Here is a 15,645-nt window from a genome sequence, read left to right on the forward strand (position 1 = left end):
TCTAGTGGTATTCCTTGGCACTTAGCACCAGTGTCTCGATTTTTATGCTTGCTGAAACGTTTCTTCAAGTCTATAAAATTGGCACAACTCCAAGAAAGGCTGCTGCCATGACCCCGCTCAAACTCTTCGTTGCTCTCAGCGCACTGTCCGCTGCTTCCCAGGCCATGGCTTGGGACTACGTCCTGCTCGACACCGACAAAGCTGCCCAGAACTGGCAAATCACCAGCCAGCAACTCGGGGCAAAAACCGACAAACCCTTCAGCGTGACCCTGCGCACTTTGCACGGCGGTCGGCAGGAAGGTGTCAGCATCGTCGACATCGATAACGGCACGATGAAGCTCTCGGTGGTGCCGACTCGCGGGATGAACGTCCTACAGGCGTCTGTAGGCGATGTGCGCATGGGCTGGGATTCGCCGGTCAAGGAAGTGGTCAATCCATCCTTCATCGAACTCAACGGCCGTGGTGGTCTGGGTTGGCTGGAAGGTTTCAATGAACTGGTCACCCGCTGCGGCTACGAATGGGTCGGCCACCCCGGCATCGACAACGGCGAACTGCTGACCCTGCACGGTCGCGCCGCTAACATCCCGGCGAACAAAGTCACCCTGCACATTGACGAAAAACCGCCGTATGCCATCACCCTGCGCGGCGAGCTGAAAGAGCAGGCGTTCAAGAAAGTCGACTTCTCCGTCGCCACCGAACTGGTCACCGAACCCGGCAGTGTAGTGTTCGCCCTCAACGACACCCTGACCAACAATGGCGACTATCCGAAGGAATACCAGGCGCTGTATCACAGTAACTTCAGCACCCCATTCCTGGAGCAGGGCGCCCGCTTCGCCGCGCCGGTGAAACAAGTGTCGCCGTTCAACGACAAGGCCAAGGGCGATCTGCCGGACTGGCAAACCTACCGCGCACCGACCAAGGACTACGACGAAACGGTTTACAACGTGGTGCCGTATGCCGATGCCAAGGGCGATACGCTGACCGTGTTGCATAACAAGGCCGGCAGCCTGGGCGTCTCGGTTGGCTTCAATACGCAAACACTGCCCGTGTTCTCCCTGTGGAAAAACACCGATACCCAAGGGCAGGGCTATGTCACGGGGCTAGAGCCGGGGACGAGTTTTTCCTACAACCGCCGGTATCAACGGCCACTGAACCTGGTGCCGACGATTGGGCCGAAGGAACAGAAGCAGTTCCGCATCAACTACAGCTTGCTGGCGGATAAGGCGGCTGTGGATAAAGCGTTGAAGCAGGTGAGCGAGATTCAGGGTGGGCGGGAGACTGAGGTGCGGCAGACGCCGTTGGTTGATCTCACCAAGGGATAATGCTGATTAGAGCGTTGTCGGCCGATATTGCAGCGCTTCGGCCAAGTGTTTACCGGTAATGCCATCGATTTGCTCAAGGTTCGCCAGGGTGCGAGCGACCTTGAGCAGTCGATGGGCCGCGCGCAGCGACAAGGTCAGCCGTTCACACGCCGTTTCCAGCCAGGTTCAGCAGTGACGGGTATCGCGCGAGCCATCCCCCAAATGCCCTACCGGGTTTTCAGTGCATTGGCCAGGCGCAGCATGGCCGCTTCGATTTCATAAGCGGTCAGGGACGAGTAACCCAATAGCCAACCTTGTTTCTTCTCCTCGCCGGCGTACAACCGGCTCAGGCCGGAAAGTTGTACGCCCGCGCTGGCCGCTTGGCGGATGGTTTTTTCTTCAGACCAGCCATCGTGCAGCAGGCAGGGAATTTGTAGCCCGCCGGGAGGGCGCAAGGCGGTAACGATGCCGTCCAAGTGCTTGCCGATCGTGTCGAGCATGATGGAGCGGCGTCCGGCATACAGCTTGCGCATGGCTCGGACGTGGGCGTTGTAATGGCCGTCCTCCATGAAGCGCGCCAAGGTCAGTTGCAGGATTTGTGGCGTGTGGCCGTCCATCATGCTGCGTGCGTAGGTGAAGGCTTTGATCAACTCGTGGGGTAATACCATGTAACCCATTCGCAGACCGGGGTAGAGGGTCTTGCTGAAGGTGCCGATATAGAGCGTACGCTGGTACTTGTCCAGGCCCTGTACGCAGGCGGTCGGTTGCCCGTCGTAGTGAAATTCGCTGTCGTAGTCATCTTCGATGAGCCACTTGCCCTTCTCCGCTGCCCAGTTGATCAACTCAAGACGACGCTCCAGCGGCAAGGTCGCGCCGGTGGGGTATTGATGAGACGGCGTGACATAAACGCAATTGGCGCCGCTGCGGTCGGCGTACAGCAGGTCGGTGCGTATACCCAGTTCATCGACATCGATGGGCAGGACCTTGGTCTCGGCGGTTTCAAAGGCTTTCTTGGCGCCATAGTAGCCCGGGTTTTCCAGCAGGATCGGTTTGCCAGCGTCCACCAGCAACTGCGCACACAGAAAGAGGGCTTGGCGAGTGCTGCTCAGCACCATGACCTGGTCGGGGGAGCATTTGGCCCCGCGCTCGAGGTTCAAGTAGGTGGCAATCGCCTTGCGCAGCGGCTCGGCACCTTGCGGATCTCCGTGCAACAGCACGTTGGCGCGATAGTCCTTCATCACCTGGCGTTGCAGGCGCTCCCAGACATCGCTGGGGAAGGTGCGGGTTTCCGGCAGGCCGGTCGCGAATGCCTTGATTACCTGCTGATCGTTCACGCCGCCACTGTCGAAGATCATCCGCCCACGCTGGCTCAATCCCGCCCCCGGTGCCGCCTGACTGCTTTTGACCTCCTGCGCCTTGATGCGTCGGCGCGCTGCTGCGCCGCGCAATTCGGTGCCTAGCGTTTCGCAGACATAACTGCCAGCCCCCTCGCGCCGCACGATAAAGCCGTCGCGGTGCAGTTGCACGTAGGCGTTTTCAACGGTATCGCGGGCAATTCCGAGTGACTTGGCCAGGACCCGGGTCGCGGGCAGCTTCAAGCCTGGGGCAAGGGCGCCATCGAGGATCAATGCACGCAGTGCGCGCTGAACCCGCTGATGCAGATTTAACAGCTGAAACTCAACATCGTTGAGGCGCATTTTCAGCGTTTCCAGCTCGAACGTTTTTGCCATGCGGTCTGCCTGATCTTAATAAATTGGCCTGCAAAGGCAGGCCAGTCTATCCGTAGAATCCGCCCCTCGTCACTGCCTTTGCGCTCGGTGGGACAGGCACCTCGTTTTGCAAGGAGCAAAGCCATCATGTCGTCTTCAGCATTGCCATCGCCCCTGCGTCTACGGGACCTTCTGCATCCGATTGTCGCCGGGCTGATTTCAGTCATCGTCAACTATGGCGGCACGTTCATCCTGGTCTTTCAGGCCGCCAAAGTGGCCGGACTCAGCCCAGAGCTGACGGCGTCGTGGGTATGGTCGGTGTCGATTGGAGTGGGCATTACCGGGCTGTTGCTGAGTTGGGTGAGCCGTGAGCCGATCATTACCGCCTGGTCGACACCCGCCGCGGCTTTTCTGGTCGTCGCGCTGTCCACCACGCCTTACGCCGAGGCGGTGGGTGCGTACATTATTTCGGCCGCCGCCTTCGTGCTGCTGGGTTTGTCCGGCTGCTTCGAAAAAGTCATCCGCCTGATTCCGCCGGGTGTGGCTGCTGGCCTGCTGGCCGGCATCTTGTTGCAGTTCGGGATCGGCGCGTTTGGTGGGATGAGTCTTGACCCCGTGTTGGTCGGGTTGCTGATTGCCGCTTACGTTGTGCTCAAGCGCTTTACCGCGCGCTACGCGGTGGTGGGCATTCTGGTGCTGGGGCTGGCGTTTCTGCTGACGCAGGGCCGTGTAGAACTGTCGGGGCTGGCGCTGCAATTCGCCGCACCGGTATTCACCCAGCCTGAGTTTTCGATCAATGCGCTGCTCAGTGTGGCACTGCCGCTGTTCCTGATCACCCTCACTGGCCAGTACATGCCGGGCATGCTGGTGCTGCGCAACGATGGCTTCAGCACCAGCGCTAATCCTATCCTGACTGTCACAGGGCTGGGCTCCTTGCTAATGGCGCCCTTCGGTTCTCACGCCTTCAATATCGCGGCCATCACGGCGGCCATCTGCACCGGCAAAGAAGCCTCGGAGGATCCGTCCAAGCGCTGGATTGCCGGGGTTGCCGCGGGACTGTTCTACATCCTCGTAGGGATTTTCGGGGTGACCCTCGCTGCAGGTGTTCATGGCGTTACCGGCCACCTTCATTACGACGCTGGCCGGGCTGGCCCTGCTCGGCACTATCGGCGCCAGCCTGGCCAGCGCCATGGCTGACGTCAAAACCCGCGAAGCCTCGCTGATCACCTTTCTGGCGTCCGCCGCCAACATCACCTTGCTGGGGATCGGTGGGGCGTTCTGGGGGTTGCTGATCGGTCTGGCGGCCTACGCCTTACTCAATGGCCGCTTGCCGCGTCGCGAGACGGTGGTCATTCCGGCTGCCGACGCTGTTGTGACGACCAAAGGAGCCACCCGCTGATGCTCGATCAACTGGAAGAAACCGTCACCCTGCACGAGCGTCATGGCCGTTACCCACAGGCCACCAGCGTCGAGGACTTTCGCCGCAACCTGGCAGCCGTGCAGGAGCGAATCGCCAATGCCTGTCAGCGGGTCGGACGTGATCCGGCGAGTGTGCGCCTGCTGCCGGTCAGCAAAACCTTTGGCGAAGCTCATCTGCGTCTGGCCTATGCCGCCGGCTGCCGGCTACTGGGTGAGAACAAAGTGCAGGAAGCGCAGCGCAAATCGCAGGCCATGGCCGATCTGGCCGACTTGCAATGGTCGGTTATCGGCCACCTGCAAACCAACAAGGCCAAGCAGGTGGCGCGTTTTGCCAGTGAGTTTCAGGCGTTGGACAGCTTGCGAGTGGCCGAGGCCCTGGATCGTCGCCTGCACATCGAGGGGCGCCAGCTGGATGTGTTCGTTCAGGTCAATACCTCCGGCGAAGCCAGCAAATACGGCTTGGCGCCCGAAGCCGTCGCGGACTTTTTGACCGCTCTGCCGGCGTTCCCGGCGTTACGGGTGCGTGGGTTGATGACACTGGCGCTGTTTTCGGCCGACGTGGTCCGTGTCCGCCCTTGCTTTGTACGACTGCGCGAACTGCGCGAGCGCTTGCGCCAGCACGCCCCGGCGGGCGTCGGGCTGGAGGAACTGTCCATGGGCATGTCCGGTGATTTCGAAGTCGCCATTGAAGAGGGGGCCACCGTGGTGCGTGTCGGTCAGGCCATCTTCGGCGCACGTGCCATGCCGGATGCCTACTACTGGCCGAGCGCGGATGCCTGTCCGGAAATGTGATGAATAGTCGCCGTTGCCCCCCTTAACATCTTGATCCAGCTCTACAGGAAGCCAATCCGATGTACGACTCAACGCTGACCCTTAAAGCATTCGACGCCGAGCTGTGTGAGGCGATTCATAACGAAGAACATCGTCAGGAGGACCACGTCGAACTGATCGCTTCCGAAAATTACGCCAGCCCTCTGGTGATGAAAATCCAGAGCACCGTGCTCACCAATAAATACGCCGAAGGCTATCCAGGCAAGCGCTATTACAGCGGCTGTGAGTATGTCGATGTGGCCGAGCGTCTGGCCATCGAGCGGGTCAAGACCCTGTTCAACTGTGACTACGCCAACGTGCAGCCGCATGCGGGTGCCCAGGCGAACGCCGCGGTATTCCTGGCATTGATCAATCCCGGCGACACGGTGATGGGCATGAACCTGGCCCAAGGTGGGCACCTGACCCACGGTAACCCTTCAAACTTCTCGGGCCGTCATTACAAGATCGTTCCTTATGGCCTTGACCCGCAGACGGGCTTTCTCGACTACGACGAGATGGAGCGTATTGCCCTGGAAACTCGACCGAAGATGCTGATCGGTGGTTTTTCTGCCTACTCCCGGTACAAAGACTGGGCGCGCATGCGGGCCATTGCCGACAAGGTCGGAGCCATTTTCTGGGTCGACATGGCCCACGTCGCAGGGTTGGTCGCCGCGGGAGAATACCCGGACCCATTGCCGCACGCCCATGTGGTCACCAGCACTACGCACAAGACCCTGCGGGGCCCACGGGGTGGCTTGATTTTGTCCAAGGGGCAAGATGAAGCATTCTACAAAAAGCTCGATTCTGCGGTATTCCCGGGTGTTCAGGGCGGCCCATTGATGCACCAGATCGCTGCCAAGGCCGTCGCTTTCAAGGAAGCACTGAGGCCGGAGTTCAAAACCTATCAGGCGCAGGTGGTGATCAACGCCCGGGCCATGGCGGTCGTGCTGCAAGAGCGGGGTTACAAGATCGTCTCCGGTGGCACCGATAACCACATGATGCTAATCGACCTGTCCGACAGGCCTTATACCGGCAAGGAAGCCGATGCGGCCCTGAGCAACGCCTATATCACCGCCAATAAGAACTCGGTGCCCAATGATCCGCGCTCACCGTTCGTGACCTCCGGGCTGCGCATCGGTACCCCGGCCATCACCACCCGTGGTTTCGGCGTGATCGAATGTGAACAATTGGCGGGCTGGTTGTGCGACGTACTGGACGCCCTGGAAAACGGCAACAGCGAGAAGGTGGGGCATCACGTGCGTGAGCAGGTGGTGGAGCTCTGCCGCCGTCATCCTGTCTATCGTTAACCCTTTTGCTCCGGGCTATTACCCGGCTGATGTCATCATTGGGCGAAAAACCAGACGCCCGGTGCCAACCTGTCGAGTCTCTAGCTGGGTGCTGATGGCCGATATTGCAGTGCTTCGGCTACGTGGCAGCGACCGATAGCGTCTACTTGTTCCAGATCCGCCAGGGTACGGGCGACTTTCAGTAGGCGGTGAGCGGCACGAAGCGAAAGGGTTAGTCGCTCGCAGGCGCTTTCCAGCCAGCCTTCATCGGCTTTGGATAACGCGCAATGCTGGCGCAGCCCTGACAGGTCGAGAAAGGCGTTGGCGCAGCCCTGACGCCGTTGCTGGCGCTCCCGGGCCTGGGCGACCAGGGCAGAAGCGCTGGCCGTGTCGTCACCGGTTTTGATCGGGTTCAGCGCCGTGCTTTCCCGGGCTACGGTTAGATGCAGATCGATGCGGTCCAGCAGCGGCCCCGACAGTTTGTTGCGATAGCGCTGAACCATGTCCGGCGTACAGGAGCAACGACCGCTCGGCTCACCAAGATATCCACAGGGGCAGGGATTCATCGCGGCGACTAGCTGAAAGCGCGCCGGGAAGCGTACGCGGTCCTTGGCGCGGGAAATCACGATGTGGCCGGATTCCAGTGGCTCTCTCAATACCTCCAGCACCTTGCGATCAAATTCCGGGAGTTCATCGAGGAACAGCACGCCATGGTGGGCGAGGGTGATTTCGCCGGGTTGCGGTTTCGAGCCGCCGCCCACCAGTGCGGGGCCTGAAGCGGAATGGTGTGGCTGTCGGAAGGGGCGCTGCGGCCAATGGCTCAGTGGCACACAACTGGCGACGGATTGAATCGCCGCGACTTCCAATGCTTCGCTCTCGGACAATGGTGGTAACAGCCCCGGCAGACGACTCGCCAACAACGTTTTTCCCGTGCCGGGTGGACCACTAAACAGCAGGTTATGACCTCCCGCGGCAGCGATCAGCAATGCGCGTTTGGCTGCAAGCTGACCTTGCACTTCATTCAAGTCGGGGTAGGGTTTGCTGGCGTACAGCAAACCATTGGAAGCGTAGGGGGCAATGGGCGTGTGGCCGTTGAAATGCGCGACGGCTTCCAGCAAATGATCCACTGCAATCACTTTCAGCCCTGAAGCCAGGCAGGCCTCCTCGGCATTCGCTCGCGGCACCACCAGCGTACGCCCGGCCTTGCGTGCTGCCAGCGCAGCGGGCAACACACCCCGAACCGCCCGCACCGCGCCCGACAGTGCCAACTCCCCAAGACACTCCACATCATCCAGCGTCAATGTTGGCACTTGCACACTGGCCGACAGAATCCCCAGGGCAATCGCCAGATCGAACCGTCCGCCGTCCTTCGGTAAATCGGCCGGGGCGAGATTCAAGGTGATACGCCGCGCCGGAAATTGCAGACCTGAATTGATGATCGCGCTACGCACTCGATCCTTGCTTTCCTTCACGGCGGCTTCAGGCAAACCGACCATGGTCAGCGACGGCAAGCCATTGGCCAAATGCACTTCTACGGTAACGGCGGGCGCTTCCACGCCGACCTGAGCGCGGCTATGGACGATGGAGAGGGACATGGTCGTTCCTTGAGCTATACGGGGACCGCTTCCTGCGGTTTTTGAAGGGTAGTCGTGGACCGATGATTTTGTGTGGCGGCGGAGTAACCAAACTTTCGCAGGATGTTGCTGGGGCGAGCTGATTCCAGTCAGTTAAGCCGTAATGCAATCCGTAGGATCCAGCGGAGCCTGCCTTCGGAACTGCTACGGCTGATATTTAGGCGTAATCAGTCGCGGCAGCTAGTTTTTTGTAGGACCGGTCTTGGATAAATGAAGGAATTCGGTGAAAACTCGACGACGCACTTGTCGGATCGAGGTGGCTGCTTATGATCACAGCTAATCGATCCCTCAGGAGGAGAAATGAGCAATTCTGGAATGCGGCCGATTCATCCAGGTGAAATCCTGGAAAAGGAGTTTCTTGAGCCGCTGGGCATCACGGCGGCTGGTTTGGCTAGCTTGTTGAATGAAGGCGCGGGTGACGTGAAAGCCCTTGTGATGCAGGAGAGTGGTATCAGTCCTGAGCTCGCAAAGAAGCTCTCGCGCTACCTGAAAACCACGCCTGAGTTCTGGCTAAACCTGCAATCGACCTACGATCAACACATTGAATGATCGTTCCCACGCTTTGCGTGGGAATCCATCCCGTGACCCTCTGCGTCACATCTGGAGCGGAACGCGGAGCGTTCCTGGCGGCATTCCCGCGCAGAGCGTGGGAATGCTCAGGTTACTCGGCGTCAGCTGGTGGATTCAGCTTCGCTTCCAGCTCAGCCACTTTCGCCTCAAGGCTCTCCAACCGTGCCCGGGTCCGTGCCAGCACAACCATCTGGCTATCAAACTCTTCCCGGCTCACCAGGTCCAGCTTGCTGAAGCCGCTCTGCAACAGAGCCTTGAACTGGCTTTCGATTTCGCTTTTTGGCAGTGGGGTGTCGCCGCTGAAGAGGCGGGAGGCGGTGCCGCTCAGGGCGTCGAGGAAGTCTTTGGGCGCGAGCATGGGAAATGTCCTGTCAACAATGGCGGGCAGTGTATCACGCAGTGTCTATAGTCATTCTCGGCAGCTGCGATGCACGCTTTTCGCGCAGTCGAGTGGGCAGTCGCGCACTGTTGTTGTGCGTAAGGGTTGTGTCAATCGATCGAAAGGTTCTTCGGCAGCGGCCAAGGTATTGAAATCAATGGGTTTTGGATAGATGGCAAGCTTTCTGCTTAGTCGCTGGTGACCCATGCACTGATGCAGTCGCTGTGACGAATGCAGTGCGCCAAGCGGAACGGGGGAAGTTTCGTGCGGAGTGGTTCGCTGGCGTCGGACGGGCAGGTAAGGCCGACGATGCGTTACAAAGCCAGGCACTGCGCTTAGACTTGAGTCGGGTTTGTTTTCCTGGGGCAAGTCCACCAATTCGGGAGAGAGTTTTCATGAAGCTAGTCACTGCCATCATCAAGCCGTTCAAACTGGACGACGTACGCGAGTCGCTGTCCGAGATCGGCGTGCAGGGCATTACCGTTACTGAGGTCAAAGGCTTCGGTCGGCAGAAGGGTCACACCGAGCTGTATCGCGGCGCGGAGTACGTGGTCGATTTCCTGCCAAAGGTGAAGATCGATGTCGCCATTGACGACAAGGATCTGGACCGGGTTATCGAGGCGATAACCAAGGCCGCCAACACCGGCAAGATCGGTGACGGCAAGATCTTCGTGGTCAATCTGGAACAGGCGATTCGCATCCGTACCGGCGAAACCGATACCGACGCAATCTAAGCCGCCACAAACCCAACGCCCCAGGAGAAAACAATATGACTCTGCGTAAATTCGCAGGGCTCGGAGCCCTGTTGTCCCTCGTAATGCCCGGCCTGGCCATGGCGGCAGACGAAGTGGCGGCCCCAGTCCTCAATTCCGGCGATACCGCCTGGATGATGACCTCGACAGCCCTTGTGCTGTTCATGACCATTCCCGGCCTCGCGCTGTTCTACGGCGGCATGGTTCGTTCGAAAAACATTCTTTCCGTGATGATGCAGTGCTTCGCCATTACCGGTCTGATCAGCATTCTGTGGGTCATTTATGGCTACAGCGTTGCGTTCGACACCACCGGCATGGAACAGGGTGTCATCAATTTCAACTCGTTCTTCGGGAGTCTGAACAAGGCCTTCCTCGCCGGCATCACGCCTGCGAGTCTGACCGGGCCTGCGGCGCTGTTTCCTGAGGCGGTGTTCGTCACCTTCCAGATGACTTTCGCCATCATTACCCCCGCGCTGATCGTCGGTGCCTTCGCCGAGCGGATGAAGTTCTCCGCCATGCTGGTCTTCATGGGGATCTGGTTCACTCTGGTTTACGCACCGATTGCGCACATGGTCTGGTCCGGTAATGGCGGCCTGTTGTGGGACTGGGGCGTGCTCGACTTCGCGGGCGGCACTGTCGTGCACATCAACGCCGGTGTGGCCGGTCTGATTTGCTGCCTGGTACTGGGCAAGCGCAAAGGCTTCCCGACTACCCCGATGGCTCCGCACAACCTTGGCTATACCCTGATGGGCGCCGCGATGTTGTGGTTCGGCTGGTTCGGCTTCAACGCCGGTTCCGCTGCCGCCGCCAATGGCACTGCCGGCATGGCGATGCTGGTCACCCAGATCGCCACCGCTGCTGCGGCGCTGGGCTGGATGTTTGCCGAGTGGATCACCCACGGCAAACCAAGCGCACTGGGTATCGCTTCGGGTGTGGTGGCCGGTCTGGTTGCAATCACTCCAGCGGCAGGCACCGTGGGCCCGATGGGCGCTCTGGTGATCGGTCTGGCGGCGGGCGTAGTGTGCTTCTTCTGCGCCACCACCCTGAAACGCAAACTCGGTTATGACGATTCCCTGGATGCCTTCGGCGTGCATGGTATCGGCGGTATCCTCGGCGCAATCCTGACCGGTGTGTTCGCGGCACCATCGCTGGGCGGTTTCGGCACTGTTACCGACATCGCTGCTCAAGTCTGGATTCAGTGCAAAGGCGTGGGCTTCACGGTGATCTACACCGCGATCGTCACGTTCATCATCCTCAAGGTCCTGGACGCCGTCATGGGTCTGCGTGTCACTGATGAAGAAGAGGCGGTCGGCATCGATCTGGCGCTCCACAACGAACGCGGCTACAACTTGTAAGCACGCGCATGAAAATTTTGCCCGGCTTGCCGGGCATTTTTTTGTCTGGGATTTGTCAGTGGAGGAAGGGCTGAAAGGTTTTTTCTGACACGTTCAGTCGCGTTTGCGACGGGCGTTTTTCTGCGGCCAATGGCTTACACGATTGAAGGAATATTAGGGCCTTTGTTTTTTCACAGAGCGCGCTAGAATGCGCCCCGAACGTGCGGAGAACTGTATGTGGCAACAGACTCTGATTACCCTGCGGGCACGGCCCCGGGGCTTTCATCTGGTAACGGATGAATTACTCGCAGGCTTGCCTGAACTCAAGGCGTGTCGGGTCGGTCTGTTGCATTTGTGGCTACAACATACCTCGGCGTCGTTGACCATCAACGAGAACGCCGATCCGGCGGTACGTCGCGACTTCGAACGATTTTTCAATCGTCTGATCCCACAAGGAACAGACGGTTATGAGCATAACGACGAAGGCCTGGACGACCTCCCGGCGCACTTCAAGGCCAGCGTACTTGGCTGTCAGCTCAGTTTGCCGATCTCGGCAGGCCGACTGGCGTTAGGGACCTGGCAAGGTGTTTATCTGGGCGAGCACCGTGATCATGGCGGTGCCCGTAAAGTCCTCGCCACCGTGCACGGTGAAGGGGCATGAAAACCGCTGGTTGCCAGCGGTGGTTGATTTTTTTCCGGCAGCCGTCGACAGACGGCAAAGCTGGGCTATAACTAATCTGCTTTTCGCAAGTCATGAGGTAGAACATGAGCGACGATGATCTGGAAAACGACGACCTCGAAGTAGGCGACGAAGACGAAACCGAAGAAGGCCTTGAAGCAGCGGCAGAAGACGTTGCTGAAGATGACGGCGGTGATACGCCCGTTCCGACCGCCAAAGGCAAGGCCAAGGCTGCGGTATCGGTCGATGAGCTGCCGAGCGTCGAAGCCAAGAACAAGGAACGCGACGCCCTGGCCAAGGCCATGGAAGAGTTTCTTGCGCGCGGCGGCAAGGTGCAGGAAGTGGAGGCCAATGTGGTCGCCGATCCTCCCAAGAAGCCGGATAACAAGTACGGCAGCCGGCCTATCTAAACGCCTGCTTCTTGCTTGCTGAAAAAGCCCGCCGTCGCTGCGGGCTTTTTCATGGGGAAGGATAAATGGGCCGAAGAGCTTCGCGGGCAAGCCTCGCTCCTACAGGTTTGTGTCGTTCGCAAATATCGCGCACGACGCAAATCCTGTAGGAGCGAGGCTTGCCCGCGAAGGCGATCTCAAAGCCGTTACAAAACCGAATTCCACCGCGCCAACAACCCCGGCAATTCGGTCAGGCTACGAATCTCGGCATCCGGCGCCTTCTCGGCTTCCCACACCTTGCCCGCCGGGTTAAACCAGATTGCCCGTAACCCCGCCTGCTGGGCGCCGGCAATATCGTCGCCGGGATGGTCGCCGATATGCACCGCTGTTTCGGCGGTCGCGCCGCCCCGCTGCAGCGCTTCATGAAACAGTCGTGCATCCGGCTTGGCGATGCCGATGTCTTCGGCGCACAACGCAAACTTGAAGTAATCCGCCAGCCCCAATCGCCGCACATCGGCATTGCCGTTGGTCACCACGCCAAGCGCATAGTGATTGGCCAGAATTTCCAGGGTCGGTTGCACCTCCGGGAAGATCTCCAACTGATGCCGCGCATGCAGAAACACTTCGAAACCCTGATCGGCCAGGTCGGATGCTTCACTATGTCCATAACCGGATTCTTCAAGTGCATGGAACAGCACCCGCCGACGCAGGGCGCTGATGCGGTGTTTGAGGTTCGGTTCGTTGCTCAGCACCCGCTCGCGAATCGACCACAGATGTTCTACCGGCACCGCGCCCAGGTTCGGTGCATGCTCGGTCAGCCATTCACGCAATACGACTTCGGCGCTGGCGATCACCGGGGCGGTGTCCCACAGGGTGTCGTCGAGGTCGAAGGTGATCAATTGGAGGGTCATGAATCATCGCCTTTAATGCGTTTGGCCCGTGGATGGGCGCTGTCGTAGACCGTCGCCAGGTGCTGGAAGTCCAGGTGGGTATAGATCTGGGTGGTCTTGATGTCCGAGTGGCCGAGCAGTTCCTGCACCGCCCGCAAGTCCTGAGAGGACTCCAGCAAATGGCTGGCGAAGGAGTGTCGCAACATGTGCGGATGCAGGTTCTGTCCCAGTTCGCGCTCGCCGGCGGCCTTGACCCGCACCTGAATCGCCCGAGGGCCGAGGCGCCGGCCTTGCTGGCTGACAAACACCGCGTCGTCCGCCGGGTTGGTCATGGCTCGCAGTGGCAGCCACAACTCCAGCGCTTCGCGAGCCTTTTTGCCCACTGGCAACAGCCGGGTCTTGCTGCCCTTGCCGAGCACCTGGACCATGCCGTCAGCCAGGTCCAGCTGATCAAGGTTGAGCCCGGTCAGTTCGGAGAGGCGCAGGCCTGAGGAATAGAACAGTTCCAGAATCGCCTGATCCCGACGCGCCAGAAAATCATCCTCCACTGCGCCCTCAAGCAGTTGCAGCGCGCGGTCGGTGTCGAGGGTTTTCGGCAGGCGGCGCTCGCCCTTGGGCGGTGCCAGGCCATTGGCCGGGTCGTGGTCGCACAAACCTTCGCGGTTCAGGTAGTGATAGAGCCCGCGCACTGCCGACAGCAGACGCGCCAGGCTGCGGGACGATTGACCTTGGGAATGCAGGCGAGCGATCAGGCTGCGCAGGCGCTGGATGTCCAGCGCGGCCCAGCTGTTGATGTTCTGTTTGACGCACCAGCCCAGGACCTTGTCGAGGTCGCGGCGGTAGGCGTACAGCGTGTGCGGCGACACCTGCCGCTCACTGCGCAGGTGTTCGCAGTAAGCGTCCAGTTGTCGTTCCATGGTCAGCGTACCGAGCGCAGGGAGTTGTTGACCCGTGGCAGCACGCGGCCCATGACTTCGGCGATGTAACTCAGGAACAGCGTACCCACCGAGCTCTTGTAGTGCTGCGGATCACGGCTGGCGATGGCCAGAACGCCGTGGATGCCCTGATGGCTGATGGCGACGACGGCGGTGGAGCCGATCTGCTTGCGCTGTTCTTCGCCGAACAGGAAGTCCAGTTCGTGTTCGCGCAGGCTGCCGCTGACGCTTTTGTCTTCCGAGAGCAAGCCGCCAATGGCCGTTTGCGCGTCGGCATGCGTTACCCAGCGACCCACCGGCATCGGGTTGTCGCCCAGCAGGATCAGGCTGACGAAGGGCACCTGGAAGTCTTGGCGCAGGCTGTCTTCGACGCTGATCACGACATCTTCCAGGCTGGTGGCGTCCATCAGCGCGAGGATCAGGCGGCGGGTCTTGTCGAAGAGGCGGTCGTTGTCGCGGGCCACGTCCATCAAATGCGAGAGGCGATGACGCAGCTCGATGTTGCGGTCGCGCAGAATCGTCATCTGGCGTTCGACCAGCGAAATGGTGTCGCCGCGCTGGTGCGGAATGCGCAGGGCCGGGAGCAGTTCTTCGTGCTCGATGAAGAAATCCGGATGAGCCTCCAGGTACGCGGCAATCGCCGCCGCCTCAAGGCTTTCGGAAGGGGATTCGTCGGGCTGTAGGGCGGGAACCTGGGGCTTGTCGGTCATGGATTTCGCTCACTCAAAGACGCACTTGTCCTTCGTATACGCGCACTGCCGGGCCGGTCATCATGACCGGTTGGCCTGGGCCTGCCCATTCAATGGACAGACGCCCGCCAGGCAGGTCGATCAATAGCGGTGAATCCATCCACCCCTGGCTGATCGCGGCCACTGCGGCAGCACAGGCGCCGGTTCCGCACGCCTGGGTTTCCCCGGCCCCGCGTTCCCAGACGCGCAACTGCGCGCGGCTCCGGTCGATGATCTGGAGAAAACCGACATTGACCCGCGCCGGGAAGCGCGGGTGATGTTCGATTTTCGGTCCCAGTTCATGCACCGGTGCGTTGTTGATGTCGCTGACCCGCAACACAGCATGGGGGTTGCCCATGGACACTGCGGCCAGTTCGACCGTGGTGCCGTCGACGTCGACTTGATAACTCAGGGCCTGGCTCGGGGCTTCGAACGGAATCTCGGCCGGCACCAGGCGCGGGGCGCCCATGTTGACGCTGATCTGGCCATCGTTGCGGATGTCCAGTTCGATGATGCCGCTTTTGGTCTCGACGCGAATCAACCGCTTGGCGGTCAGGCGCTTGTCAAGCACGAAGCGGGCGAAACAGCGCGCACCGTTGCCGCACTGTTCCACTTCGGAGCCGTCGGAATTGAAGATCCGATAGCGGAAATCCACGTCCGGGTTGCTCGGCGCTTCGACGATCAGCAACTGGTCGAAACCGATCCCCGTGTGCCGATCGCCCCAAAGCTTTGCGTGTTTTGGCAGGATGTGCGCGTGCTGGCTGACCAGGTCGAGGACCATGAAGTCGTTGCCCAGGCCGTGCATCTTGGTAAAACGCAGCAGCATGGTT

Annotated in this window: 15 protein-coding genes and 2 pseudogenes; 9 read left to right on the plus strand and 8 right to left on the minus strand. The window is 60.1% G+C overall.

Going from position 1 to position 15,645, the window contains the following annotated elements; genetic code table 11:
• Positions 1 to 107 precede the first annotated feature (107 nt).
• Entirely contained in the window at positions 108 to 1,322 is a 1,215-nt protein-coding gene (locus AB4O41_RS17850) for an aldose 1-epimerase family protein (RefSeq protein ID WP_460144128.1), read from the plus strand.
• 6 nt (positions 1,323 to 1,328) lie between these two features.
• Here AB4O41_RS17850 and AB4O41_RS17855 read toward each other — a convergent pair.
• Together AB4O41_RS17855 and pdxR are read right to left on the minus strand one after the other, a co-directional pair.
• Positions 1,329 to 1,484 (minus strand): annotated as a pseudogene (locus AB4O41_RS17855) (magnesium chelatase subunit ChlI family protein); the annotation flags it as partial.
• A gap of 44 nt (positions 1,485 to 1,528) precedes the next feature.
• Positions 1,529 to 3,031 (minus strand): MocR-like pyridoxine biosynthesis transcription factor PdxR, encoded by a 1,503-nt coding sequence (gene pdxR, locus AB4O41_RS17860; RefSeq protein ID WP_460144129.1) that lies wholly within the window; start codon positions 3,029 to 3,031, stop codon positions 1,529 to 1,531.
• 126 nt (positions 3,032 to 3,157) lie between these two features.
• On the opposite strand from pdxR, the pseudogene AB4O41_RS17865 reads away from it, so the two are divergent.
• The 3 genes and pseudogenes from AB4O41_RS17865 (at position 3,158) to glyA (ending at position 6,546) form a co-directional block, all read left to right on the plus strand.
• Positions 3,158 to 4,409, plus strand: a pseudogene (locus tag AB4O41_RS17865) (benzoate/H(+) symporter BenE family transporter).
• Positions 4,409 to 5,221, plus strand: coding sequence for a YggS family pyridoxal phosphate-dependent enzyme (locus AB4O41_RS17870; RefSeq protein ID WP_460144130.1), 813 nt, complete (start codon positions 4,409 to 4,411; stop codon positions 5,219 to 5,221). The pseudogene AB4O41_RS17865 and the gene AB4O41_RS17870 overlap by 1 nt, the downstream one beginning before the upstream one ends.
• A gap of 59 nt (positions 5,222 to 5,280) precedes the next feature.
• Positions 5,281 to 6,546: a serine hydroxymethyltransferase gene (glyA, locus tag AB4O41_RS17875; protein ID WP_460144131.1), complete on the plus strand. Its 1,266-nt coding sequence runs from the start codon at positions 5,281 to 5,283 to the stop codon at positions 6,544 to 6,546.
• A gap of 80 nt (positions 6,547 to 6,626) precedes the next feature.
• On the opposite strand, the gene AB4O41_RS17880 is transcribed toward glyA, so the two are convergent.
• The gene (locus AB4O41_RS17880; protein WP_460144132.1) at positions 6,627 to 8,120 is read right to left on the minus strand and encodes a YifB family Mg chelatase-like AAA ATPase; all 1,494 of its coding nucleotides are present in this window, start codon (positions 8,118 to 8,120) and stop codon (positions 6,627 to 6,629) included.
• A 339-nt stretch (positions 8,121 to 8,459) separates the two neighbouring features.
• On the opposite strand from AB4O41_RS17880, the gene AB4O41_RS17885 reads away from it, so the two are divergent.
• Entirely contained in the window at positions 8,460 to 8,708 is a 249-nt protein-coding gene (locus AB4O41_RS17885) for a HigA family addiction module antitoxin (RefSeq protein ID WP_460144133.1), read from the plus strand.
• Between the two features lie 112 nt (positions 8,709 to 8,820).
• Here the strand turns inward: AB4O41_RS17885 and AB4O41_RS17890 are convergent, their stop codons facing one another.
• Entirely contained in the window at positions 8,821 to 9,087 is a 267-nt protein-coding gene (locus AB4O41_RS17890) for an accessory factor UbiK family protein (protein ID WP_007894783.1), read from the minus strand.
• A 416-nt stretch (positions 9,088 to 9,503) separates the two neighbouring features.
• On the opposite strand from AB4O41_RS17890, the gene glnK reads away from it, so the two are divergent.
• From glnK to sutA, 4 genes are all read left to right on the plus strand, one after another.
• A complete protein-coding gene (glnK, locus tag AB4O41_RS17895) occupies positions 9,504 to 9,842 on the plus strand; it encodes a P-II family nitrogen regulator (RefSeq protein ID WP_002555808.1) in 339 nt (112 codons plus the stop codon).
• 35 nt (positions 9,843 to 9,877) lie between these two features.
• Positions 9,878 to 11,215, plus strand: a complete 1,338-nt coding sequence (locus AB4O41_RS17900) for an ammonium transporter (RefSeq protein ID WP_460144134.1) — start codon at positions 9,878 to 9,880, stop codon at positions 11,213 to 11,215.
• Between the two features lie 214 nt (positions 11,216 to 11,429).
• Entirely contained in the window at positions 11,430 to 11,855 is a 426-nt protein-coding gene (locus AB4O41_RS17905; RefSeq protein ID WP_007989493.1) for a secondary thiamine-phosphate synthase enzyme YjbQ, read from the plus strand.
• Positions 11,856 to 11,959: 104 nt separating this feature from the next.
• Entirely contained in the window at positions 11,960 to 12,283 is a 324-nt protein-coding gene (gene sutA, locus AB4O41_RS17910) for a transcriptional regulator SutA (protein WP_030129119.1), read from the plus strand.
• Positions 12,284 to 12,468: 185 nt separating this feature from the next.
• Here the strand turns inward: sutA and AB4O41_RS17915 are convergent, their stop codons facing one another.
• The 4 genes from AB4O41_RS17915 to dapF are packed head-to-tail and all read right to left on the minus strand — an operon-like array spanning position 12,469 to position 15,641.
• The gene (locus AB4O41_RS17915; RefSeq protein ID WP_460144135.1) at positions 12,469 to 13,173 is read right to left on the minus strand and encodes an HAD family hydrolase; all 705 of its coding nucleotides are present in this window, start codon (positions 13,171 to 13,173) and stop codon (positions 12,469 to 12,471) included.
• Entirely contained in the window at positions 13,170 to 14,069 is a 900-nt protein-coding gene (gene xerC / locus AB4O41_RS17920; protein WP_460144136.1) for a tyrosine recombinase XerC, read from the minus strand. Before xerC ends, AB4O41_RS17915 begins: the two co-directional genes overlap by 4 nt.
• Before the next feature lie 2 nt (positions 14,070 to 14,071).
• Positions 14,072 to 14,797 carry a DUF484 family protein gene (locus AB4O41_RS17925; RefSeq protein WP_460144137.1) on the minus strand — a complete coding sequence of 242 codons (726 nt, stop codon included), beginning with the start codon at positions 14,795 to 14,797 and terminating at the stop codon, positions 14,072 to 14,074.
• A gap of 13 nt (positions 14,798 to 14,810) precedes the next feature.
• Positions 14,811 to 15,641, minus strand: a complete 831-nt coding sequence (gene dapF / locus AB4O41_RS17930; protein ID WP_460144138.1) for a diaminopimelate epimerase — start codon at positions 15,639 to 15,641, stop codon at positions 14,811 to 14,813.
• Positions 15,642 to 15,645 lie beyond the last annotated feature (4 nt).

The organism is Pseudomonas sp. S2_A02 (assembly GCF_054668495.1).

Bases quoted from the DNA above. Each gene is read 5' to 3' on its own strand.
- AB4O41_RS17850 (WP_460144128.1), top strand. From the start codon at position 108: ATGACCCCGCTCAAACTCTTCGTTGCTCTCAGCGCACTGTCCGCTGCT.
- pdxR (WP_460144129.1), bottom strand. From the start codon at position 3,031: ATGGCAAAAACGTTCGAGCTGGAAACGCTGAAAATGCGCCTCAACGAT.
- AB4O41_RS17870 (WP_460144130.1), top strand. From the start codon at position 4,409: ATGCTCGATCAACTGGAAGAAACCGTCACCCTGCACGAGCGTCATGGC.
- glyA (WP_460144131.1), top strand. From the start codon at position 5,281: ATGTACGACTCAACGCTGACCCTTAAAGCATTCGACGCCGAGCTGTGT.
- AB4O41_RS17880 (WP_460144132.1), bottom strand. From the start codon at position 8,120: ATGTCCCTCTCCATCGTCCATAGCCGCGCTCAGGTCGGCGTGGAAGCG.
- AB4O41_RS17885 (WP_460144133.1), top strand. From the start codon at position 8,460: ATGAGCAATTCTGGAATGCGGCCGATTCATCCAGGTGAAATCCTGGAA.
- AB4O41_RS17890 (WP_007894783.1), bottom strand. From the start codon at position 9,087: ATGCTCGCGCCCAAAGACTTCCTCGACGCCCTGAGCGGCACCGCCTCC.
- glnK (WP_002555808.1), top strand. From the start codon at position 9,504: ATGAAGCTAGTCACTGCCATCATCAAGCCGTTCAAACTGGACGACGTA.
- AB4O41_RS17900 (WP_460144134.1), top strand. From the start codon at position 9,878: ATGACTCTGCGTAAATTCGCAGGGCTCGGAGCCCTGTTGTCCCTCGTA.
- AB4O41_RS17905 (WP_007989493.1), top strand. From the start codon at position 11,430: ATGTGGCAACAGACTCTGATTACCCTGCGGGCACGGCCCCGGGGCTTT.
- sutA (WP_030129119.1), top strand. From the start codon at position 11,960: ATGAGCGACGATGATCTGGAAAACGACGACCTCGAAGTAGGCGACGAA.
- AB4O41_RS17915 (WP_460144135.1), bottom strand. From the start codon at position 13,173: ATGACCCTCCAATTGATCACCTTCGACCTCGACGACACCCTGTGGGAC.
- xerC (WP_460144136.1), bottom strand. From the start codon at position 14,069: ATGGAACGACAACTGGACGCTTACTGCGAACACCTGCGCAGTGAGCGG.
- AB4O41_RS17925 (WP_460144137.1), bottom strand. From the start codon at position 14,797: ATGACCGACAAGCCCCAGGTTCCCGCCCTACAGCCCGACGAATCCCCT.
- dapF (WP_460144138.1), bottom strand. From the start codon at position 15,641: ATGCTGCTGCGTTTTACCAAGATGCACGGCCTGGGCAACGACTTCATG.